Origin of the sequence: Streptomyces sp. NBC_01390 (genome assembly GCF_045040105.1) — a bacterium.
Lineage (GTDB): Bacteria > Actinomycetota > Actinomycetes > Streptomycetales > Streptomycetaceae > Streptomyces.
Genome location: NZ_CP109551.1, coordinates 7,278,972 through 7,296,921, shown reverse-complemented (window position 1 = coordinate 7,296,921; position 17,950 = coordinate 7,278,972). Strand labels below are relative to the sequence as shown.

Here is a 17,950-nt window from a genome sequence, read left to right as displayed (position 1 = left end):
GGATCAAGTGGTCGTGCAGGTGGTCCCGTTGAGCGTGAACGACGTAGGTGCCGGGTTCGTCGCCCCCTTCGCCCCGATGAAGCCGACCGAGACCGAGCCTGCGGCCGGGATCGTGGCCGTGTAGGAGGCGGGTACGACGCTCACGTTGGCGCCGGTCTGCGTGGGCGTACCGCCCCACATGTTGCTGATGGTCTGGCCGCCCGCGAAGGCGAAGCCCAGCGTCCAGTTGGTCAGGGCGGTGGCGCCCGTGTTGCGCAGGGTGATGTCGCCCTGGAAACCGCCCTGCCAGTCGCCGACGACCCGGTAGGCGACGGAGCAGCTGACTCCGGGAGTGCCGCCGCCCGGGGACGTGGTGACGTTCACCGTGGCCGAGCGGGTCGAACGGTTGCCGGCCGCGTCCCGTGCGTACACGGCGAAGGTGTAGGCCGTGGCCGCGGTGAGGCCGGTGACCGTGACGGTGTTGGTGGTGGAGGCGGCGGCCGTGGTCTCCGTACCGCCGCTCACGCGGACGACGTCGTAGCCGGACACGCCAACGTTGTCAGTGGCCGCTGCCCAGGTCAGGGTGGTGGACGTGGCGGTGGTTCCGGACGCGGCGGGGGTGCCGGGGGCGGTCGGGGCCTGGGTGTCGGTGCCCGTGCCGCCGCCGTAGACCGTGGCCTCCTTCGCGGTCTGGGCGATGCCGTTGGCGCCGTTGAAGATGCGCTGGCCCCAGGCGCTGAGCTGCTTGGGGTCGAAGCCGATCGACAGGTCGAGGATCGGGTCCGTGTTGCCGCTCCACGACCAGGCCAGGTAGCCCAGCTTCAGCTGCTGGGCGGTCGCCATCATCGTGTCCTCGTCCGGATCGCCCCACTGGTCAGCCGGACCGCCGAACTCGCCTATGAGGATGGGGAGTCTGGCCGTGACGAAGGCGTTCAGGTAATCGGTGATCTCCGCCGCCGTGTCGAAGACGCTGTACATGTGGATGGAGAAGATCAGGTTGCCGGTGGTGTCGGCGTTGTACACGGACTGCGCGTTGGCGCGCATGACGCCCTGCCAGTCCTGACCCCAGTTGGGCGCGTCCACCATGATCGTGTGCTGGAAGCCGGCGGCACGCAGTTTCTGTACGGCGGCGATCGTCGGGGCGGTCCAGCCGGCCGGATCGGTGTTGCCCCAGGGCTCGTTGCCGATGTTGATGACGACGTAGTCCTCCTGACCGGCGAGCACGCTTTTCAGGCCGATCCAGTAGTCGGCCGCCTGGTCGAGTGTCCCGGCGGCGGCGTCCTCGCCGTAGCCGGTGGTGTCGTGCACCTCCAGTACGCAGATCAGGCGGTTCGCCTTGCACTGCGCGACGACGGCGGCCACGTCGTCGGCGGTGTTCCTGGTCCAGCGGTGCCCGTCGGCGAGGACGACGCGGACGGTGTTGGCGCCCAACGCCTTGACGTCCCTGAGGGATTGGGTCTGGGTCAGGTACCAGGTGTGGGCGTGGTTGACCCCCCGCATCACGAAGTCGTTGCCGTTGCCTTCGAGGAGACGGCCGTTCGAGATGTGGAGGCCGGTGGCCAGGGCGCGGGGCGGCTCGGCCTGCGCCTGGGCGGGGGTCGGGGCGAGCGCCAGCAGGCCGAGGAGGGTGGCCAGGGCGGTCAGCAGGACGGTTAAGGGGCTCTTTCGCGTGGTGCTTCTCGTTGTTCTCACTGCGACTCCAGGGAGTGAGCGTCAAGAAACTTCAGCATCAGAGGAATGTGGGAGCGCTCCCATACACCCATGGCGACAGGGACACGTCAAGCCATCGCGCACACCGGCCGCCCGTCAGCCGGTGCCGGAACGTGTGCTGCGGAACGTACGGCGATACGCGTCCGGGGGCACGCCGATCGTGCGGTTGAAGTGGCGGCGCAGGGTGGTGGCCGTGCCCATGCCGACGGCCTCGGCGATGGCGTCGACACTGTCGCCGGTGGCCTCCAGCAGCTCCTGGGCGCGCCGGATCCGCTGGGTCAGCAGCCACTGCAGCGGGGTGGTGCCGGTGACGGTCCGGAAGTGGCGGCCCAGGTGGCGCGAGCTCATGTTGGCCCGGCGGGCCAGGTCCTCCACGGTCAGCGGGCGGTCGAGCCGTTCGATGGCCCAGGGGAACAGCTCGGCGAGCGGATGGTCGTCCTGGTCGGGCACCGGCGCGGTGACGAACTGCGCCTGACCGCCCGCCCGATGCGGCGGTACGACGAGGCGGCGGGCGACGGTGTTGGCGATCGCCGAGCCGTGGTCGAGCCGTACGAGGTGCAGGCACAGGTCCATCGAGGCCGCCTTGCCGGCGGAGGTGAGCACGCTGCTGCCGTTGTCGACGTACAGCACGTCCGGGTCGACCTCGACGAGGGGATGACGGGCGGCCAGGACATCGGTGTGCGCCCAGTGCGTGGTCGCGCGCCGCCCATCCAGCAGTCCGGCGGCGGCGAGCACGAAGGCGCCGGTGCAGAGCGAGGCGACGCGCGCTCCCGCCTCGTGGGCCGCGCGTACGGCGTCGACGAGTTCGACGGGCGGGGCGACGTCGACGTCGGCCCAGCCGGGGACGATCACCGTGTCGGCGTAGGGGAGTTGATCGAGGCCGGCGTCGGGCTCCATGCGGAATCTGCCGACACGGACGGGGGCGGGGCCGCAGACGGTGAGGTCGTACCAGGGGAAGGCCAGACCGGGGAGACCGGAGAGGTCGGAGCCGAACACCTCGTACGCGACGGCCAGTTCGAAGTGGAGCATGCCGTCGGTGAGGGCGAGGGCGACAGTCCTGGTACCCGGGTTCATGCTCATGTCCGGAATTGTACGGGGCGTGTCGTTCCGGACACTCGTGCGGGGCGATCAACGTCGCCAGGATAGTGGTCATGCGAACACGACGGGGAGAAGTCATGGGATCGGCAGCGGTATCCGGGCAGGCGGTTGTGGTGTACGGCGCGTACGGGCACACCGGACGTTTCGTGGTGGCGGAGCTGCTGGAGAAGGGGTTCACCCCGGTCCTCTCCGGGCGGGACCCGGAGCGGTTGCGGGAGTTGGCCTCGTCGTCCCAGCCGGGGCTCGAGGTCCGGCCGGCCTCGGTCGACGACCCGGGCTCGCTGGACCGTGCGCTGGCCGGAGCGTCGGCGGTGATCAACTCCGCGGGGCCGTTCGCCGCGACGGCGGCACCGGTGATCGAGGCGGCGCTGCGGGCCGGGATCCCGTATGTGGACGTGGCGGCGGAGATCGAGGCGAACCTCGACACGTTCACGCACTTCGGGGAGCGGGCGCGTGCGGCGAACACTCTGGTGGTCCCGGCGATGGCCTTCTTCGGCGGCCTCAGCGACCTGCTGGTCACGGCGGCGATGGGCGACTGGACGTCGGCCGACGAGGCCAACATCGCGTACGGCCTGAGCAGTTGGCACCCGACCGCCGGCACGCGTGTCGCGGGGGCGGTGTCCCGGGAACGCCGGGACGGCCGCCGGGTCCGCTACAGCGGAGGGCGGCTGGAGTACCACGACGACGCGCTGCCGACCCTGAAGTGGCCATTCCCGGAGCCGATGGGGACCCGGGAGGTGATCGGCGAGTTCTCCATGGCCGACGTGGTCACCGTCCCGAGCCATCTGGACGTACCCGAGGTGCGCACGTACATGGCGGCGGACGCGGCCAGGGACCTGGCGGCGCCGGACACCCCGGCGCCGGTCGCGGTCGACGAGGACGGGCGGTCCGCGCAGACGTTCGTCGTGGACGTCGTCGTACGAGCCGGTGGCGTGGAGCGGCGGGCGGTGGCGAGCGGGCGGGACATCTACGCGGTCAGCGCACCGCTGGCGGTGGAGGCGGTGCGGCGAGTACTGACGGGGCGGACACGGGCGGTGGGGGTGCTGTCGGCCGGGGCGGCTTTCGACGCGGGCGACTTCCTCGGCGCGCTGTCCGGCTCCGGGCACATCTCGCTGGAGCTGTTCCGGTGAGGGGCGGCGGGCCGGACACGCACCCGCACCCCCACCCGGCCGGGATCGCCTCAGACCCTGCGCCAGGCGCCGAGCAGTTCCTCCGGTCCGTACGCCGCCTGGTGCCCGGAGCAGCTGACCCCGTTGCGCGAGACCGCCACCAGCGGCACGGGCTCGTCGGTGATCGCCGCCCGGTGCTTCTGCAGCGCGGCCAGGTCGTGGCTGTCGAACGCGGAGTTCTCCAGCCACTTCACGGACCCCAGGAAGAGCAACTGCTTGGCCACCGGCTGCCGGTCAGCGCCCACGAGGTCGATCTCGATGTCGTTGGCACGGGTCCAGTAGCCGCCGACCGCCGGAGCGGCGGGCAGTTCCCCGTCCGGGAGGAGCCGGGCGAGGGACTCCCGGACCAGGGGTTCGATCGCGCGGCCACGCCAGCTCGTCCACTGTTCCTTGATCCGGCTCAGCGTGAGATCTCCCCGCATCCGCTCGATCTCCGCCATGTGCGGATCCAGGAACGCGAGCCAGAACCGCAGGTAGGGGTCGGCCACTCGGTAACGGCGTTCCTTCGACGGCCTTAGTGACAGCGGCAGTTCGGCCGCTACCACCCGCTTGTCGATCAGGACGTCAGCGGCGCGGGTGAGAGTGGAGTGGGAGATGCCACCGGCGGCACGCGCGATGTTGGTGAAGGTCCGCTCGCCGCTGCCGATGGCCCGCAGGACCTCCCTGCCCATCGCCTGCGGCGGAAACTCCGCGCCCAGTGAGCGCTCAGCGGAGACCAGCAGTGCCGAGATCGGGTTGTCGAGCGATTCGCGGAGGAACTCCCACACGTCCGCCCCGGGCCGCCACTCCGCGCAGATCAGCGGAAGACCGCCGGTGACCAGAGTGGCGTCGAAGGTGGCCGCCGGTTCCAGGTCGAGCATCTCGCCGATGTCGGCCGGGTTCAGCGGCCCCACGACCATCTCGCGCCCTCGCTGGTGGAAGGGCCGGTCGTAGCTGTTCAGCGCCTCCATCATCGACAGGTCGGAGCCGACCAGCAGGAGAAGCACCGGTTTACGGCTGAGCAGCCGGTCCCACGCCCTCTGCAGCATGCCCTCGAAGGCGTCGATGCGGTCCATGAGATACGGGACCTCGTCGATGACGACCACACTCGGGCGGTCTTCGGGCAGGATCTCCGCGAGCAGCCTGAAGGCCGCGTTCCACTGGGTCGGGGTCTCCTCCGCGAACAGTTCCCGCCCCGGCAGGGTGGACCGGGCGACGGCGTCGAGCAGCTCCGTCAGCTCGTCCTCGGCGGTGCCACCGGCCGCCGTGAAGAAGAGGTACGGCGTCTCGGTACGCCGCAGAAACTCCTCGACGAGGCTGGACTTGCCGACGCGGCGCCTTCCGCGCATGAGGATGCACTGGCCCAGTTTCACCGAGGTGGCGGCGTCGCCGACGGCCTGCAGGGCGGTGCCGAGCACGTTCAGCTCGCGGTCACGACCGATGAAGCGACGCATGGGAACACTTCCGTAGAGAATAGTATCGACGGCGATACTATCGCCACCGCTACCATCTTGCTCGCGGTCTTGCTGGCGGCCTTGCTCGCGGTCCTGTTCAGAAGCCCACAACCCACATGCACTCTGCCGCCGCCTTGCGCGGGCAGCAGCGGATGGCCCGCCGCAGGGCTATGCGGAAGCCCAGCCGCTCCACCGCTCGACGCGAACGGCGATCACGGGACCCTGCGGAGGGGAGTCCCCGTACTGGCCGTACTGGTCGTACTTGCCGCACAGCGACTCCACCGCATGGAGCCGCTCCTCGCCGTCCTCCAGGACTTCCCCGCGACCGTCGGCACGCGCCCACCACAACCGCGCCCAGTTCTCGTCATAGTGATCGACCAGCGCCGTCACCGGCGGGTTCGCCCGGATGTTGCGCAACCTGCGTAGGTTCCACGTGCTCTTGGGCTTGTGGTCGACGGCGAAGTACAGGGTGTCCTTCAGGACGACAAAGGTCACGGGCACCACGTGGGGTACCCCTTGGGCGTCGGCCGTCGCCAGCCGGGCTACGGGGGACGGAACAAAACGATCCCGCGCAGCGAGTGGCGAGAGTTTCATGCGTCCCACCGTAGTCATGCAGACCTCCTCCATGCTCCTGCCGTCATCCGCCACGAAACGGTCGCTGCAAGCCACGCCCGGGATGTCGTCCACGTCCGTCAACGGACGCACGCCCACCGCCCCGAACTGCTGCGGTCGACAGACGCAGGCCGACTCCTGCGCGGCCACCTGCCCGTGAGGCTGGATACCTGTGATGTTGGATAACGGGGAACTGTCGGCGCGCGGGCGCCGGGAGTTGGAGAGCATCCGATACGCGGTCCGCCTCGCCGAGGCGTGAGAGGAGTCCGACGGTGGCCTGGCCCAGGATCTGAGCCCGCGGCGACGTGGCGCTGTCCTTGTTGATCTGGCGGCCCTGGGCATCCACCGGGGCGACGTCGACCAGGCGCTCCACTACGCCGACGCCGCCCTGGCCGTCGCCCACCAGACCCACTCGGGGTACATCGGCGCAAAACTCAGTGGCTTCCGGCCGCATCTTGCCTCTCTGGCCTCGCATGCCCGAGTCTCAGAATTGGACCACCGGATCGCGGCTCTCGCGGGTACCGCATGACGACGAGGAACGGCATGTCAGACGGCAGGATCTTCCGCGAGGCGTGGATCGCGAGCGTACTCAAGCACTTTCCCGGCGAGCCCAAGTCGGGTTACGTGACGCCGTGGGAGGACACCCCGGCGTGGGAGCGCGAAGCCGCAGCCACCGTGTGCGAACAGGTACGTCAGTTTCTGGAGCTGAGCGCCGGCCACGCGGCACGTCTGAGCCGCGAGCAGAAGGGCCGCTTCGTCGCGACCTGCTGGACAGCCCAGATGTACAAGCACTTCGAGAACCCGAAGCCGGGGTACGTGGCCGACTGGCCCGATCTTCCCGAGTGGCAGCAGGAGACCGACGCTGACATCTTCGAGGCGATCGAACAGACGGCGTAGCCAGAGCCCCGCCAACCCGCTCTCGTCGACCGCGAGGGCGGGTGTCCAGGGGAAGGCCCGAGGCTCGGAGTTCAGGGCCCGAGTCCTGGTGTCCGGGTCGCTGTCCGCGCCGCCTTCGTCGCACCCTCGCAGCCGCAACCCGGCGAAGCCTGAGCCCCGAGTTCCAGGCACCGAGATCCGAGCCCCTTTTGTATGGAATGGGCGGGAAGTTGAACCCACCCTCCCACCCTCCCCCGGTCGTGGCGCAGGCCGCGCCCGCGCCTCAACTGCCATCCATACCAGCGAATGTCACTTTTGGTGACCGGCTCGCGACGCGCCGTGGTGACCGTCTAGCGTTCGCGACAACAAACAACCCCGGTCGGGTGCTACCAACACCCGCCGGGGTCTGACCGACAAGATCCTCGAAGGAGATCTCGTGGCGTACGACGACTTTAACGCTGCCCTGGCCGCCCCCGCAGCCCCTCCCCATCCCGATCCTCATCCTCACCCCATGGCCAGTCCCGGCTACGGCAAGCGCTCCGCCCCGGACCAGTCCCCGCCCCGGAGGAGCGACTTCGACCACCTCCCCGCCCGCGCCGCCTACCTCGCGAGCCTCCTCGACCGGCTCTGCGAGAACGCGGCCATGGACGCCAAGACCATCGCCAAGTCGCAGCCCCTCTACGGCCAGGCGGCCGTGCGCACCACGCTCAACGAACTCGGCGTGGCCGGGCATCTGCGCCGGGTACGTCTGAGCGTCCCGCCCGGCGCGGGAGTGAACGCCACGCGGTGGGTCGTCCACACCTACTGGTCCCGGACCGCACGTGACGACGAATGGTGGGCCACCTTCCTCAACGGTGACGTGACTCCCGGGGCGGTCGCGTCGACACCGGGAGCCGCCGAGGTCCAGGAGACCGGCGCCGAGGAGCCCCGGGAGGCCGAGGAAGACCCGGAGCCCTCCCGCGCCCTACCGCCCCGGACCGCCAACTCCCCACGCCCTGGAGGAGATTCGGGCCCCTCCACCGCGTACGACACCCTCGCCCGGCTCGGCCTCCGGGAGCCCCGTCTCGCTCTGTCCGCCGCCGACTGCGCGGCCCTGGAACAACTGGCCGCCGACTGGCTGACCCGGGGTGCGACGCCCGAGCTGCTCACCGGCGCCCTCGTCGCCGGGCTGCCGGACCCCGTGCACTCGCCCCGGGGGCTCGTCCGGAGGCGACTGCTCGACAAGATGCCGCCCGAGCGGACCGTCGTACCGCCGGCTCCTGCGGCGACTGTGGCTCCTGGCCCCCGGCGCGCCCTGCTGGTGGCGTGCACCGACTGCGGGGTGCCGGGGCGGCCGGAGGCGTTGCCGGGTGGGCTGTGCCGAGGGTGCCGGAGCGGACCGGGAGTGTCTCGGCAGCCGGTACATCGCCCCGATCCGGCTGTGCACGCCCTGGCCGTCGAGGTGCGCGCCGGGATGCGCACACCTCAGCGCGGCCCGGCAACTCCTGGGCCGACACCGGCTGCGGACCCTACACTGAGCGCATGACCGTACGCGAAGAAGCACACCGGCTGCTCGACGCGCTGCCGGAGGATCGGCTGCCCGACGCCATAGAGCTGCTGCGGCAGTGGGCGGAAGTGGAGCGCGGCGAGCGCCCCCGCCGGCGGTTCCGCACGACCGGCGTCTTCGACGGCGAACCCGACCTCGCGGTCCGCTCCAAGGAGATCGTCCGCGACGCCTGGACCAACGAGGGGCCCCGCAGCGCGTGATCGTCATCGACACCGGCCCAGTGGTGGCGGCCGCCAACCGCAAGGACGACTACCACCTGCAGTGCGTCGACCTGCTCCAGAACTTCCCCGGCCCGCTCCTGCTGCCCGCCCCGCTGCTGACCGAGATCGGTTACATGCTCGCCAGTCGTGCCGGAGCCAAGGCGGAGGCCGATTTCCTGCGCGACGTCGCGGACGACGTCTACGAACTGGTGCCCGTGACCTCCGCCGAGGTCAACCGGGCCGCCAACCTGGTCGAGCAGTACGCGAGCCTGCCCCTGGGCACCGCCGACGCCTTCGTCGTCGCGGTCGCCGAGAAGTACCGCGCGGTCAACATCGCCACCCTGGACCGCCGCCACTTCAGCGTGGTGCGCCCGAGTCACCTCCCAGCATTCACGCTGCTGCCGTAGCCCGAGCGCCGCACTGGCCGGTTCGTGTACTCATCAGGCTTCCACCCCCAGGCGCTTCCAGCCCCTCGCCACCGCCGAAGCCCAGCAACCAACCTGCGCACGCCACGCCCAAGGTGGACCGGAGGACGTTCAGGTGTTCGCGGACCTTCGAGCCGGCGGCCTACCCACCGCAAGTCCGGTTCGGGCCGGCGGCTCAGGGAAACGGAACGACGAAACGTCGTTACCGCGCCCTGAGCCGCCTCTGACAGCCTCACTCCAGCCAGTCGATCTCCCACTGGGACGTCTCCACGAAGGCCTCGAGCTCCTCGCGGTTCTCCACCCAGTAGTCACCTCCGTCTGTCGGAGCGGTCAGGTCATCGACGAGGAAAATATAGTACCCGCCGGTGATATCGGAATCATCGTGCAGTTTCACGAAGTAACCCTCGTAAAACCCCGCGAGAATGCGTCCTTGTTTCTCCAGCTCAATTTTCGGCATCCGACTATCCTGACGCATCGACGAGAGGGACATGATTGTTCGCCAGGAATTTTTTCCCGGTCTCGTCGAACAATTCAAAGTGCACGTGCGGGATGTCAGGCCAGTGCCCGCCAGCGAGTGATTGCGGGTCGATGCGGAATCCTCGACGTCCGTCAGCGCTTTTCCATACGCCTCTCCCGCGGCTTACGTCGGTCGCTCCTTCACCCAGGAAGTCCATACCCGTGGCCATGGCGTCCTCCATGGTGATCGAGAACTGACTCACGAGGCTGGACTTCCGCTTATGCGCGACGATGTCAACGTTGGAGTCAGCGACCGCTTGTGTTTCCTCGACGATTTCGTTACGAACGGTGCCACAGTTGTGGACAAGGACCGGGGTGGCACCCGCCAGCACATAGTACGTGTGAAGGCTACTGATGGTGAGGTTGTGGACGGTGGCGTTCTGGCCAGTCCAGCGTTCGATCGAGGTGATCTGGACGAAGGTCCCTGCACCGGTCTGGAGCGACTGGCCGGCCGTCAGGTCGGACGCCGTGATCCATTCCCGGAGTTCGGGGACCCAGAAGGGGTGGCCCTCGGTCGCAGTGACCTCGGCGGTCTTCGAGCCCTTCTCGCCATCGGTGTCGATGGTGACGTTGACCAGGTGCTTGAGGCCCTTGCCCTTGATCTCGGCAGTGACCGTCTCGGCCTGCGTCTGACCCGTTTCGGGGTCGGTGGCCATGACCTGGTCGCCGACCCTGACGTCCTTGATCGCCTTGGTCGAACCGTCGGCCATCAGGACCCGGGTCTCCGGCGTGAAGCTGTTGCTCGGGTCGGCGTTCCCCGCCTTGCAGCTACCGCCGGACCCGCCGTCGGATCCACCACCCGAGTCGGCGTCATCCCGCCCCGAATCCCCCCGCTTCCCGCCGGACTTGTTCTCCGCCCGGCCTCCGCCCGAAGACCCCTTCTCCTGAGCCGACTTGCGGGCCTTGACCTGCGGGGCGTTGCCTCGGGCGCCCTTCGAACCCGTGTGGGCCTTCTTCTTCGCGGCCTCGGCTGCGGCCTTCGCCGCGTCTCTTGCCTTGCGTTTGGCTTCCGCTGCCGCGGCCTCCGCCGCCTTCTTCGCCTTGATCAGCATGGCCTTGGCGGCCTTCGCCGCCTTCAGGCCGATCTCCGCTGCGGCCTTGGCTGCCTTCCAGGCCTTCACCGCGCCCATCGTCGCCTTGAACGCCTTGAACATCTTCTTGCCCTTGGAGAAGATGCTCGTCCACGGAATCGCGTCCATCAGCAGGCTGCCGCAGGCCCACAGGTCGCCCTGGGAGAAGCAGCCGACCACGTCGTTCCAGCCGATGAACTCCTTGAACACCGCCCAGCCGACCGACAGGATCACGTCGCCGATCGACGTCGACAGGGTGTGCTGGAAGTCGGCGATCTTCGCGTCCAGCGCCGCGATCGACGCGTCGAAGCTCGACGCCGACGAGGTGAGGCCGCTCGGGTCCGAGTGGGTGACCGGGTTGTTGTTGGCGTAGGAGTAGCCGTTCGCCTGGAGCGGGTCGCTCTGGTCCAGGACCGGGTCCGCCGAGACGAAGCGGCCCGTCGCCGGGTCGTACTCGCGGGCGCCCAGGTGGACCAGGCCCGCCGAGCTGTCGGCGTCACCCGTCGCGTACGCCGTCCTCGATCGTGACGTGTTGTAGGCCTTGCGGTCGTCGCCCCACGGGTCCTTCTTCGTCACCCGTACTGCCTGGCCGCCGTCCAGCCGGACCTCGGCCAGCGGGGTGCCGTTGTTGTCGACCGCCTGGGCGAAGAGGTGTTCGCTGGTGCCCGTCGTCGAGGACGCCTCGCGGAAGCGCGTCACCGTCGGGGCGCCGCCGTGGCCGTAGGTGCGCTCCGCCGAGCGGACCTTGCCCGACACCGTCAGGGAGACGGTCGTGTCGGGCAGGTGCAGGACCGCACCGGCGGTCGAGCGCTCCAGGACGCGGTTGCCCATGCCGTCGTAGACGTACGTCGTCTTCGAGGCCGGCTTGAACACCTGGCCCGTCGCCGATGCCGAGCAGGTCGCCAGGACCAGGTCGGTGCTGTTCGCGGTCGACGGGGCGTTCATGCACAGCGTGGTGCCCTTGAGCTTGAGGAGGCCGGTGTCCTGGACCTCCCAGAGCTGCGTCGCCGTGTCCTTGTTGCACGGCTGGACCTGGACGGCCGCGCCCGCCGCCGCGCTAGTCGGCTGGGCGCAGGCACCCGCGACCACGAACTGTCCGACAGCCGCGTTCTCGACGGTGCCGTTGTTGTCGGCGTCGAGGGCCTTGAGGCGGAAGTTCTGTGCCTTGGACGCGTTGCAGGCGTAGATCTGGATGACGGTGCCGGCCGCGGGGTTGCCGCCGGCGAGGTCCATGCACATGTCGGACGCGCCCAGCCAGGGACCGGAGCCGTCCGGGCCGAAGCCCGTCACCGTCTCGATCTGGCCGTCCCAGGTCCAGGTGAGGCCCTGGGAGGTGTCGCCGCCGGTGGAGCGGTTGATGAGGTTGCCCGCCGCGTCGTACGTCTGCGTGGAGCGGGTCTTCACCTCGGCCCCGGCCGCGGTGTGGCTCGTCGCGTCGTACGAGGTGAGGGTGTGCGGCTGGTCGTTCTTGACCGCCGTGTCCTCGCTCTTGCCGTAGTTGTAGACGGTGGACACGTCGCTCGTGGTCACCCGGGCGCCGGCCGCGGTGAAGGTCGGGTCCGCCTTGTAGACCGTCTTCGACTTCCGGTTGCCCAGCACGTCGTAGTCGTACGACTGCCAGTAACCGTCGTTGTTGGACGAGACGTTGACCTTGCCGTCGGAGTACACCGGCTCGGCCGTCGTCTTGCCGGCGGCCGTGCAGGCGCCGCCGCTCGGCGTGGTCCAGGCCGTCTTGAGCTGGCCCAGCGTGTCGTACGTGAAGCACTGCTGGTCGACAGCGGCCGTGCCGGTCTTGTCGGCGACCGAGAGGATGTTGCCCGAGGGGTCGTAGGCGTACGAACGCCTGCTCACCGTGTTGCCGGTGATGCTGGTGTCGGTCGCGTTCTCCCGGACCAGCTTGCTGGTCGACAACTCACCGGTGGACTCGTCGAAGCTGTTGTCCTGCCAGACGCGGTGGCCGACCTCGCCGACCGTGGAGCGCATCACCTGGCCGTAGGGCGAGTAGGACGTGTCGGCGACGTACCAGTCCCGGCCGGAGACGGTGGTGGGGAGTCCGGCCTCGTTGTACCGGTTGATCACGGTCTCGGCGGTCAGTCCGCCGACCTCCGGAGTCGTGTACTTCTCCAGCTGCCCGTCGTCGTTGTAGGTGTAGTCGTACGTGTAGTTGGTCTTGAAGCCGTCCGCGGTCGTGCCCGAGGTGGTGCCGTCGGGCAGGGTCAGCGTCATCGACGTCGGCTGGTAGTCCGCCGTGTAGCCGGCGATCGACGTCCTGTACGCCTTGCCACCGTCGTTGTAGCGGGTCGCGAAGGCCAGCTGGCCCTTGCCGCCGGGCGCCGAGTCGTAGCCGTACGACTGGACGGTGGTGCCCGAAGTGCCGCCCGGCGCCGTGTACTTGACCTCCGAGACCCGGTGGTAGCGCTCGTAGCTGTAGCCGGTCTTCCCGCCCAGGCCGTCGGTCGCCGTGCCCACGCGGCCGTAGGCGTCGTAGTCGGTGTGCGTGGCGCCGGTGTCCGGGTCGGTGGTGTCGGTGACCCGGCCGAGGGCGTCGTACTTCCAGGTGCGGGTGTGGCCGACCTCGTCCGTGGACGTGGTCATGTCGCCGCGCAGGTCGTAGTCGTACGTCGTGCTGATCGCGCCGGCCTCGGTCAGTGCCGTGTCGCTGTACGTGTCCTGCTGGACCGTGCGGCCCAGGGCGTCCGTCCACACCCGGGAGCCGGGGGTGCCCTTCGGCTGGCGGACGATCGTGTAGTCGAGGCCGTACTCGTAGCGGGTGCGGCGGTCCGTCGTCTGCACCGTCGTGTTGCCGTCGGCGGCCGGGGAGCCCGTCTGCGCGAAGGAGTGGTGGACGGGGGTGACGGTCAGGACGCGGCCCAGGCCGTCGTACGTGTAGGTGGTCGCGTTGGGGACGAGCGACTCGGAGGCGGGGACGATCAGGTCGGTGTCGGGGTTGCCCGCCATGTAGTAGGCGTTGCGGGTGAAGCTGACCTGGCCGGCCGCGTTGTGGAAGGTGTCGGTGATCAGCTTGCCGCCGCCCACCGCCGGGGTCTGGGACTGGCGTTCACGGCCCAGGCCGTCGTAGATCGCGGTGGACGCGGTGTACACGCCGTCGCCGGCGGCGCTGGTCGGGTTGTCCTGCAGCGACTCGGTGACCACGGACACCGGCTTGCCCTCGACGGTGTTGTACGTGTACTTCGCGTCGGGGTCGTCGGCGCCGGACTGGGTCGGGCCCCAGGCGGCCGTGGTGCGGCCCAGCGGGTCGTACGTGAACGACGTCACCCGGTTGTTGGCGTCGGTCGAGGTCAGGGTCGCGCCTCGGCCGGGCTCCACCTTGGTGGTCGAGACGAGGCCCGTCTCCGCGCCGGCGCTGTCGAGCTTGGTGCCCTGGATCGTCTTGATCTCGTAGACCTGGCCGGAGTCCGGCGTGTAGGTCGTGAGGTTGGTCAGCCCGCTCGCGTCCACCACCTTGGTGACGCGGCCGAAGTCGTCGTACGTCGTCCGCGACTCGGGGTTGGTGGACTCCCAGCCCGTGCCCGCGCCCGTGGGCGCCTGGGTGAGCGTCGACTGCCCCTTGGTGGGCGCCGCGTTCAGGTCGGTGGAGCCGTCGTAGAACACCCGTGAGCCGGAGACCAGCGTCGACGCCGTGGATGCCGACAGGGAGGTCGAGCAGGTGCTGGTGCCGGTCGTCGTGATCGTCTGGCTGACCAGGCCGATCAGGTAGACGCCGTTCGTGCCGGTGGAGTCGTTGTTCACGTACGACGTGCGGGTGCACGAGTCGTCGGTGGTCTTCGCCTCGTCGCCGTACTCGCGGACCACGGTCGGCAGACCGTACGAGTCGTAGTCGGTCTGCGTCTTCACCGTGCGCAGCGTCGCCGTGTCTCCCGGCCGGGTGCCCGAGGACTTGGTGATCGTCTTGACGGTGTCGAGCGTCACCCGCTCGGAGACCACATCGGGACCGTCCGTCCGGTCACGGGTGGCCAACCGCACTGGCGTGTCAGGGTAGTTGACCGTGCGGGCCAGCCAGCCCGACGACGTGGCGGCGCTGGAGTCGGGGTAGGTCAGCGACTCCGCGACCATGCCCGCGTACGCCTTGCGGTCGTCCGCGATGTCCGCGCCGGTGACGTCCTTGAACTTGAAGGAGCGCTTGACGTCGTCCTTCGGGTTCGTCGGCGTCTCGTCCTTCAGGACGTCGTCGCTCATGCCCCGGAAGTAGCGGGTGACCGACTTGGAGGCGACGCTGCCGTCCGGGGCCGACGGGACGCCGGAGATGGTCGTGATGACCGGGTAGCCGCGCCAGTCGTCCCAGGTGCGGGTCTTCGGACGGGAGAACTCCGCCTGGTTCTTCGCCCACAGGGCGCCGACCGTCTTGTCGGCGGTGTCCGTCTCGTACTCGTACGTCGTCGTGACGTCCGTCGCGTCCGCCAGCTGCGGATACTCGGTGATCGACCCGACCACGTACTTGTGGAACCAGGAGATCCGCTTGTCGGTCAGCTCGCCGTCCGCGTGCCAGTAGGCCGGATAGCAGCGCAGCGTGTTCTTGTCGACGTCGGGGAAGTTCGCGCCGGTCGCGCAGGCGCCGTCGGGTGCCAGGTAGGTGACGTGGGTGCGGCCGCCGTACTCGGAGACCACGTCCTGGATGCGCAGTCGACCGAAGAGGGGGTCCGTGTCGCCCGACGCCTTCTTCACGCGGTTGGGCAGGACGAGCTTGTTGCGGCCGAAGACGACCGGGTTCAGGCGCTCGGTCGAACCGTCCACCGCGTAACCGGTGCGGGTGATGGACTCCAGCCACAGCGCGGTGTACTCACCGGTCAGCCCCCAGGGGAACGACTGGTCGAGGCTCCAGGAGTCCACCTTCGAGAGGGCGGTGGTGCCGTACGTCGAGTCGTCGATGCCGCAGGCGTTGCGGGAACCGGTGTCGTCCGTCGAGTTGTACTCGGTGAGCTTGACGCCCTGCTCACGCTGGGCGCACGCCGTGACCGTGGCAAGGCGCTTGCGCGACCAGAACGTGGGGGCGTACGTCGAGCACTTCGCGCCCGTCTTGCAGGCGAGGTCGGCGGGGGTGTCGAACCACGGACGGGTGAGGTACGACTGCTTGGAGTCGAAGTTGGCGTCGGAGCAGTTCCACTTCCAGTCGCCGTCCTTCTCGAAGCAGCGTTGCTGCGCCGTGAACTTCATCCGGCCCAGCGGCTCGGCCGAGAAGAGGGTGTTCGAGCGCTGGCCGTAGTCGATGCGGGAGAGGTAGCCGGCCCGGTCGTACTCGACCGCCTTGGCTTCCTTGTTGTTCCTGGCGTAGGCGTTGGTCTCCCTGTTCCACCACAGCGACATCGCGTTGCCGTTGCGGTCGACGACGTAGTCGAGCTGGAAGCGCCAGCCCTGGTCACAGAAGGAGTCCTCGAACTTGGGGGCGTAGCAGGGGTCCGCGGGTATGTTCTTCGCCGCGTCGCCGGGGTGGTTGCCCGCCACCGGCACCTTCAGGACCGACTTGGTCTCCTCCTTGCCGGAGGTCCAGCCCGGCAGGCGGTTCATGCCGAAGTAGTACTGGGTGCCGTCGCTGGTGGTGGCCCGCCAGAACTCCCCGTTGTTGTCACCGTTGTTGGAGCTGTCGATGCCGGTGATGTCCTTGTAGTCGGCCGAAGTCAGCAGTTCCACGCGGGTGTTGTCGCCGCGGGAGGTCGTCCATTTGCCGGTGGTGTCGTCGAGGACCAGCTCGGTGGTGGTGCCGTTGAGCGTCAGCACCGCGTTGTTCGAGCCCCAGCACTGGTCGCCGGTGAAGTGCTTGTCGTTGTTCGCGCCGGAGGTGTCCGCCGCGCAGCCGACGAAGGTGCGGGTGATCGCGCCGGGGTTGTAGTCCCAGCCCTCGCCGATCCAGGAGACCTGGTTGTTGGTGGCCGACGTACGGCCGTCCGAGGACTGCGAGTTGTAGCTCAGCGTCACGTTCGGGGACGGGCCGGAGGGAACCTCGGGGCCCGCCATCGTGTACGCGTAGGTGAAGGCGCCGGAGGAGCCGCCCTGCGACCAGGTGCCGGACGAGGCGAGCGGGGTCGCCGCGAAGTCGCCGCCGGAGCCCGCGCCGTAGGAGGTGCCCACCAGCAGTCCGCCGGCGGAGGAGTCGGCCGCCTGCTGTACACCGGCCCGGCTGTCGCCGCGCCACACCGCCGAGTCGACCGAACCCTTGTCGGTGCTCGCGGCGGTGGAGGCGCTCGTGCCCGTGGACGCGGAGGTGGAGGTGCCTGTTGCCGTGGACACCGATGCCAGGGCGGCGGTGTCGACGGTCAGGTTGAGCAGGGTCTCCTGGATGTCCTTGGTCTTGTCGGTGGAGTCGTTGGTCTCGTCGGTCGCGCCGTCCTCGCCGGGGTCCGTCTCCGAGCCGGAGGAGTCGCCGCCCTCGTCGACCGAGACGGTCACCTCGTCGGTGGTGCGTTGGACCTCCGTGGTCACCGGGACGCCCGTCGAGCACTCCTCCAGCTCGGGAGTGGTCGCGTAGCAGGCGGGCATCAGGGCGAAGGACAGCCGGTCCAGCCACTGCGCGCTGTACGTCTCGGCGAAGCGTGTCGCGTCGATCTGGACGACCGCGTTGCCGGTGGCGGTGTCGGGGGCGTCGACCTGGAGCAGCAGGCCCTGCGTACCGGCGGCGACGGCCTCGGTCTCGGGCTTGACCGTGACGTTCCAGGCGCCCTCCAGGGAGTCGGCCTGTGCCTGCGAGGCGCCCTCGGGCGCGGTGACGCCGACGGTCACGCTGCCGTCGGCGGAGGCGGCGACCTGCTTGGGGGCGCCACCCGCGGTGACGTCGGCGACCGGTGCGGTCAGGTCGACAGCCGCCGGGACCTCGACCACCGCGGCCGGGGTGTAGTCCGTCAGCTTCTCCAGCGCGGGCGCTTCGAGTTGCTCCAGGTTGCCGGTCTTGGCCTCGTCGAGCGGGACGGCGTCCGTCTGCTGCAGCTCGTCCAACTCGACGGTCGTACGGGCGTCGTTGTCGGGGCCGAACGCCACAGCGCCCTGCAACGAGGTGACGTTGAGGGCGAGGAACAGCGCGGCGACGACTCCGAGGCGCGCTCTTCGGCGCAGGAGCCGATCACGCGGCGATCTGTCCGTCAGCCGACCTCTGCCGCACCACGACAAGCCCCCACGCATGGCCGACCGACCTCTCCCCGTTTCCCCGTATCACCGTGCCGCAGCCATCCGGAAAACGTTCCGAGTGATGGCACACGGTGATCAATGACGGGATGAAATTCGCGCGTCCCGAAGATCTGCGTCAAGGTTGCATAAGTTTGTGTTAGCTATGTCACGCACCAAAATCAGACAAAGAACGGCAAAGAATC

11 protein-coding genes are annotated in these 17,950 nt (G+C 69.2%); 5 read left to right on the top strand and 6 right to left on the bottom strand.

Annotation, left to right across the window (positions count from 1 at the left end):
* Positions 1–3: 3 nt before the first annotated feature.
* Positions 4–1,671, bottom strand: a complete 1,668-nt coding sequence (locus OG241_RS32910; RefSeq protein WP_405820470.1) for a cellulase family glycosylhydrolase — start codon at positions 1,669–1,671, stop codon at positions 4–6.
* A 114-nt stretch (positions 1,672–1,785) separates the two neighbouring features.
* Complete coding sequence (locus tag OG241_RS32905; protein WP_405826532.1) at positions 1,786–2,763, bottom strand: helix-turn-helix domain-containing protein; 978 nt, start codon at positions 2,761–2,763, stop codon at positions 1,786–1,788.
* Positions 2,764–2,864: 101 nt separating this feature from the next.
* On the opposite strand from OG241_RS32905, the gene OG241_RS32900 reads away from it, so the two are divergent.
* Entirely contained in the window at positions 2,865–3,917 is a 1,053-nt protein-coding gene (locus OG241_RS32900) for a saccharopine dehydrogenase family protein (RefSeq protein WP_405820468.1), read from the top strand.
* A 50-nt stretch (positions 3,918–3,967) separates the two neighbouring features.
* On the opposite strand, the gene OG241_RS32895 is transcribed toward OG241_RS32900, so the two are convergent.
* Positions 3,968–5,389 (bottom strand): ATP-binding protein, encoded by a 1,422-nt coding sequence (locus OG241_RS32895; RefSeq protein WP_405820467.1) that lies wholly within the window; start codon positions 5,387–5,389, stop codon positions 3,968–3,970.
* A 168-nt stretch (positions 5,390–5,557) separates the two neighbouring features.
* Complete coding sequence (locus tag OG241_RS32890) at positions 5,558–5,983, bottom strand: TIGR03668 family PPOX class F420-dependent oxidoreductase (protein WP_405820465.1); 426 nt, start codon at positions 5,981–5,983, stop codon at positions 5,558–5,560.
* Positions 5,984–6,544: 561 nt separating this feature from the next.
* On the opposite strand from OG241_RS32890, the gene OG241_RS32885 reads away from it, so the two are divergent.
* From OG241_RS32885 to OG241_RS32870, 4 genes are all read left to right on the top strand, one after another.
* Complete coding sequence (locus OG241_RS32885) at positions 6,545–6,898, top strand: hypothetical protein (protein WP_405820463.1); 354 nt, start codon at positions 6,545–6,547, stop codon at positions 6,896–6,898.
* Positions 6,899–7,388: 490 nt separating this feature from the next.
* Entirely contained in the window at positions 7,389–8,402 is a 1,014-nt protein-coding gene (locus OG241_RS32880) for a hypothetical protein (RefSeq protein WP_405820461.1), read from the top strand.
* Entirely contained in the window at positions 8,399–8,623 is a 225-nt protein-coding gene (locus tag OG241_RS32875; RefSeq protein WP_405820459.1) for a hypothetical protein, read from the top strand. The genes OG241_RS32880 and OG241_RS32875 overlap by 4 nt, the downstream gene beginning before the upstream one ends.
* The gene (locus OG241_RS32870) at positions 8,620–9,030 is read left to right on the top strand and encodes a type II toxin-antitoxin system VapC family toxin (RefSeq protein ID WP_405820458.1); all 411 of its coding nucleotides are present in this window, start codon (positions 8,620–8,622) and stop codon (positions 9,028–9,030) included. The genes OG241_RS32875 and OG241_RS32870 overlap by 4 nt, the downstream gene beginning before the upstream one ends.
* 250 nt (positions 9,031–9,280) lie before the next feature.
* On the opposite strand, the gene OG241_RS32865 is transcribed toward OG241_RS32870, so the two are convergent.
* A complete protein-coding gene (locus tag OG241_RS32865; RefSeq protein ID WP_405820456.1) occupies positions 9,281–9,505 on the bottom strand; it encodes a hypothetical protein in 225 nt (74 codons plus the stop codon).
* Between the two features lie 4 nt (positions 9,506–9,509).
* Positions 9,510–17,762 carry a ricin-type beta-trefoil lectin domain protein gene (locus tag OG241_RS32860; protein ID WP_405820454.1) on the bottom strand — a complete coding sequence of 2,751 codons (8,253 nt, stop codon included), beginning with the start codon at positions 17,760–17,762 and terminating at the stop codon, positions 9,510–9,512.
* Between the last annotated feature and the right edge of the window lie 188 nt (positions 17,763–17,950).

Excerpts from the sequence above, each read along its gene's own strand:
- OG241_RS32880 (WP_405820461.1), top strand. The coding sequence starts at position 7,389 with ATGGCCAGTCCCGGCTACGGCAAGCGCTCCGCCCCGGACCAGTCCCCG.
- OG241_RS32885 (WP_405820463.1), top strand. The coding sequence starts at position 6,545 with ATGTCAGACGGCAGGATCTTCCGCGAGGCGTGGATCGCGAGCGTACTC.
- OG241_RS32875 (WP_405820459.1), top strand. The coding sequence starts at position 8,399 with ATGACCGTACGCGAAGAAGCACACCGGCTGCTCGACGCGCTGCCGGAG.
- OG241_RS32900 (WP_405820468.1), top strand. The coding sequence starts at position 2,865 with ATGGGATCGGCAGCGGTATCCGGGCAGGCGGTTGTGGTGTACGGCGCG.
- OG241_RS32865 (WP_405820456.1), bottom strand. The coding sequence starts at position 9,505 with ATGCCGAAAATTGAGCTGGAGAAACAAGGACGCATTCTCGCGGGGTTT.
- OG241_RS32890 (WP_405820465.1), bottom strand. The coding sequence starts at position 5,983 with ATGAAACTCTCGCCACTCGCTGCGCGGGATCGTTTTGTTCCGTCCCCC.
- OG241_RS32905 (WP_405826532.1), bottom strand. The coding sequence starts at position 2,763 with ATGAACCCGGGTACCAGGACTGTCGCCCTCGCCCTCACCGACGGCATG.
- OG241_RS32860 (WP_405820454.1), bottom strand. The coding sequence starts at position 17,762 with ATGCGTGGGGGCTTGTCGTGGTGCGGCAGAGGTCGGCTGACGGACAGA.
- OG241_RS32895 (WP_405820467.1), bottom strand. The coding sequence starts at position 5,389 with ATGCGTCGCTTCATCGGTCGTGACCGCGAGCTGAACGTGCTCGGCACC.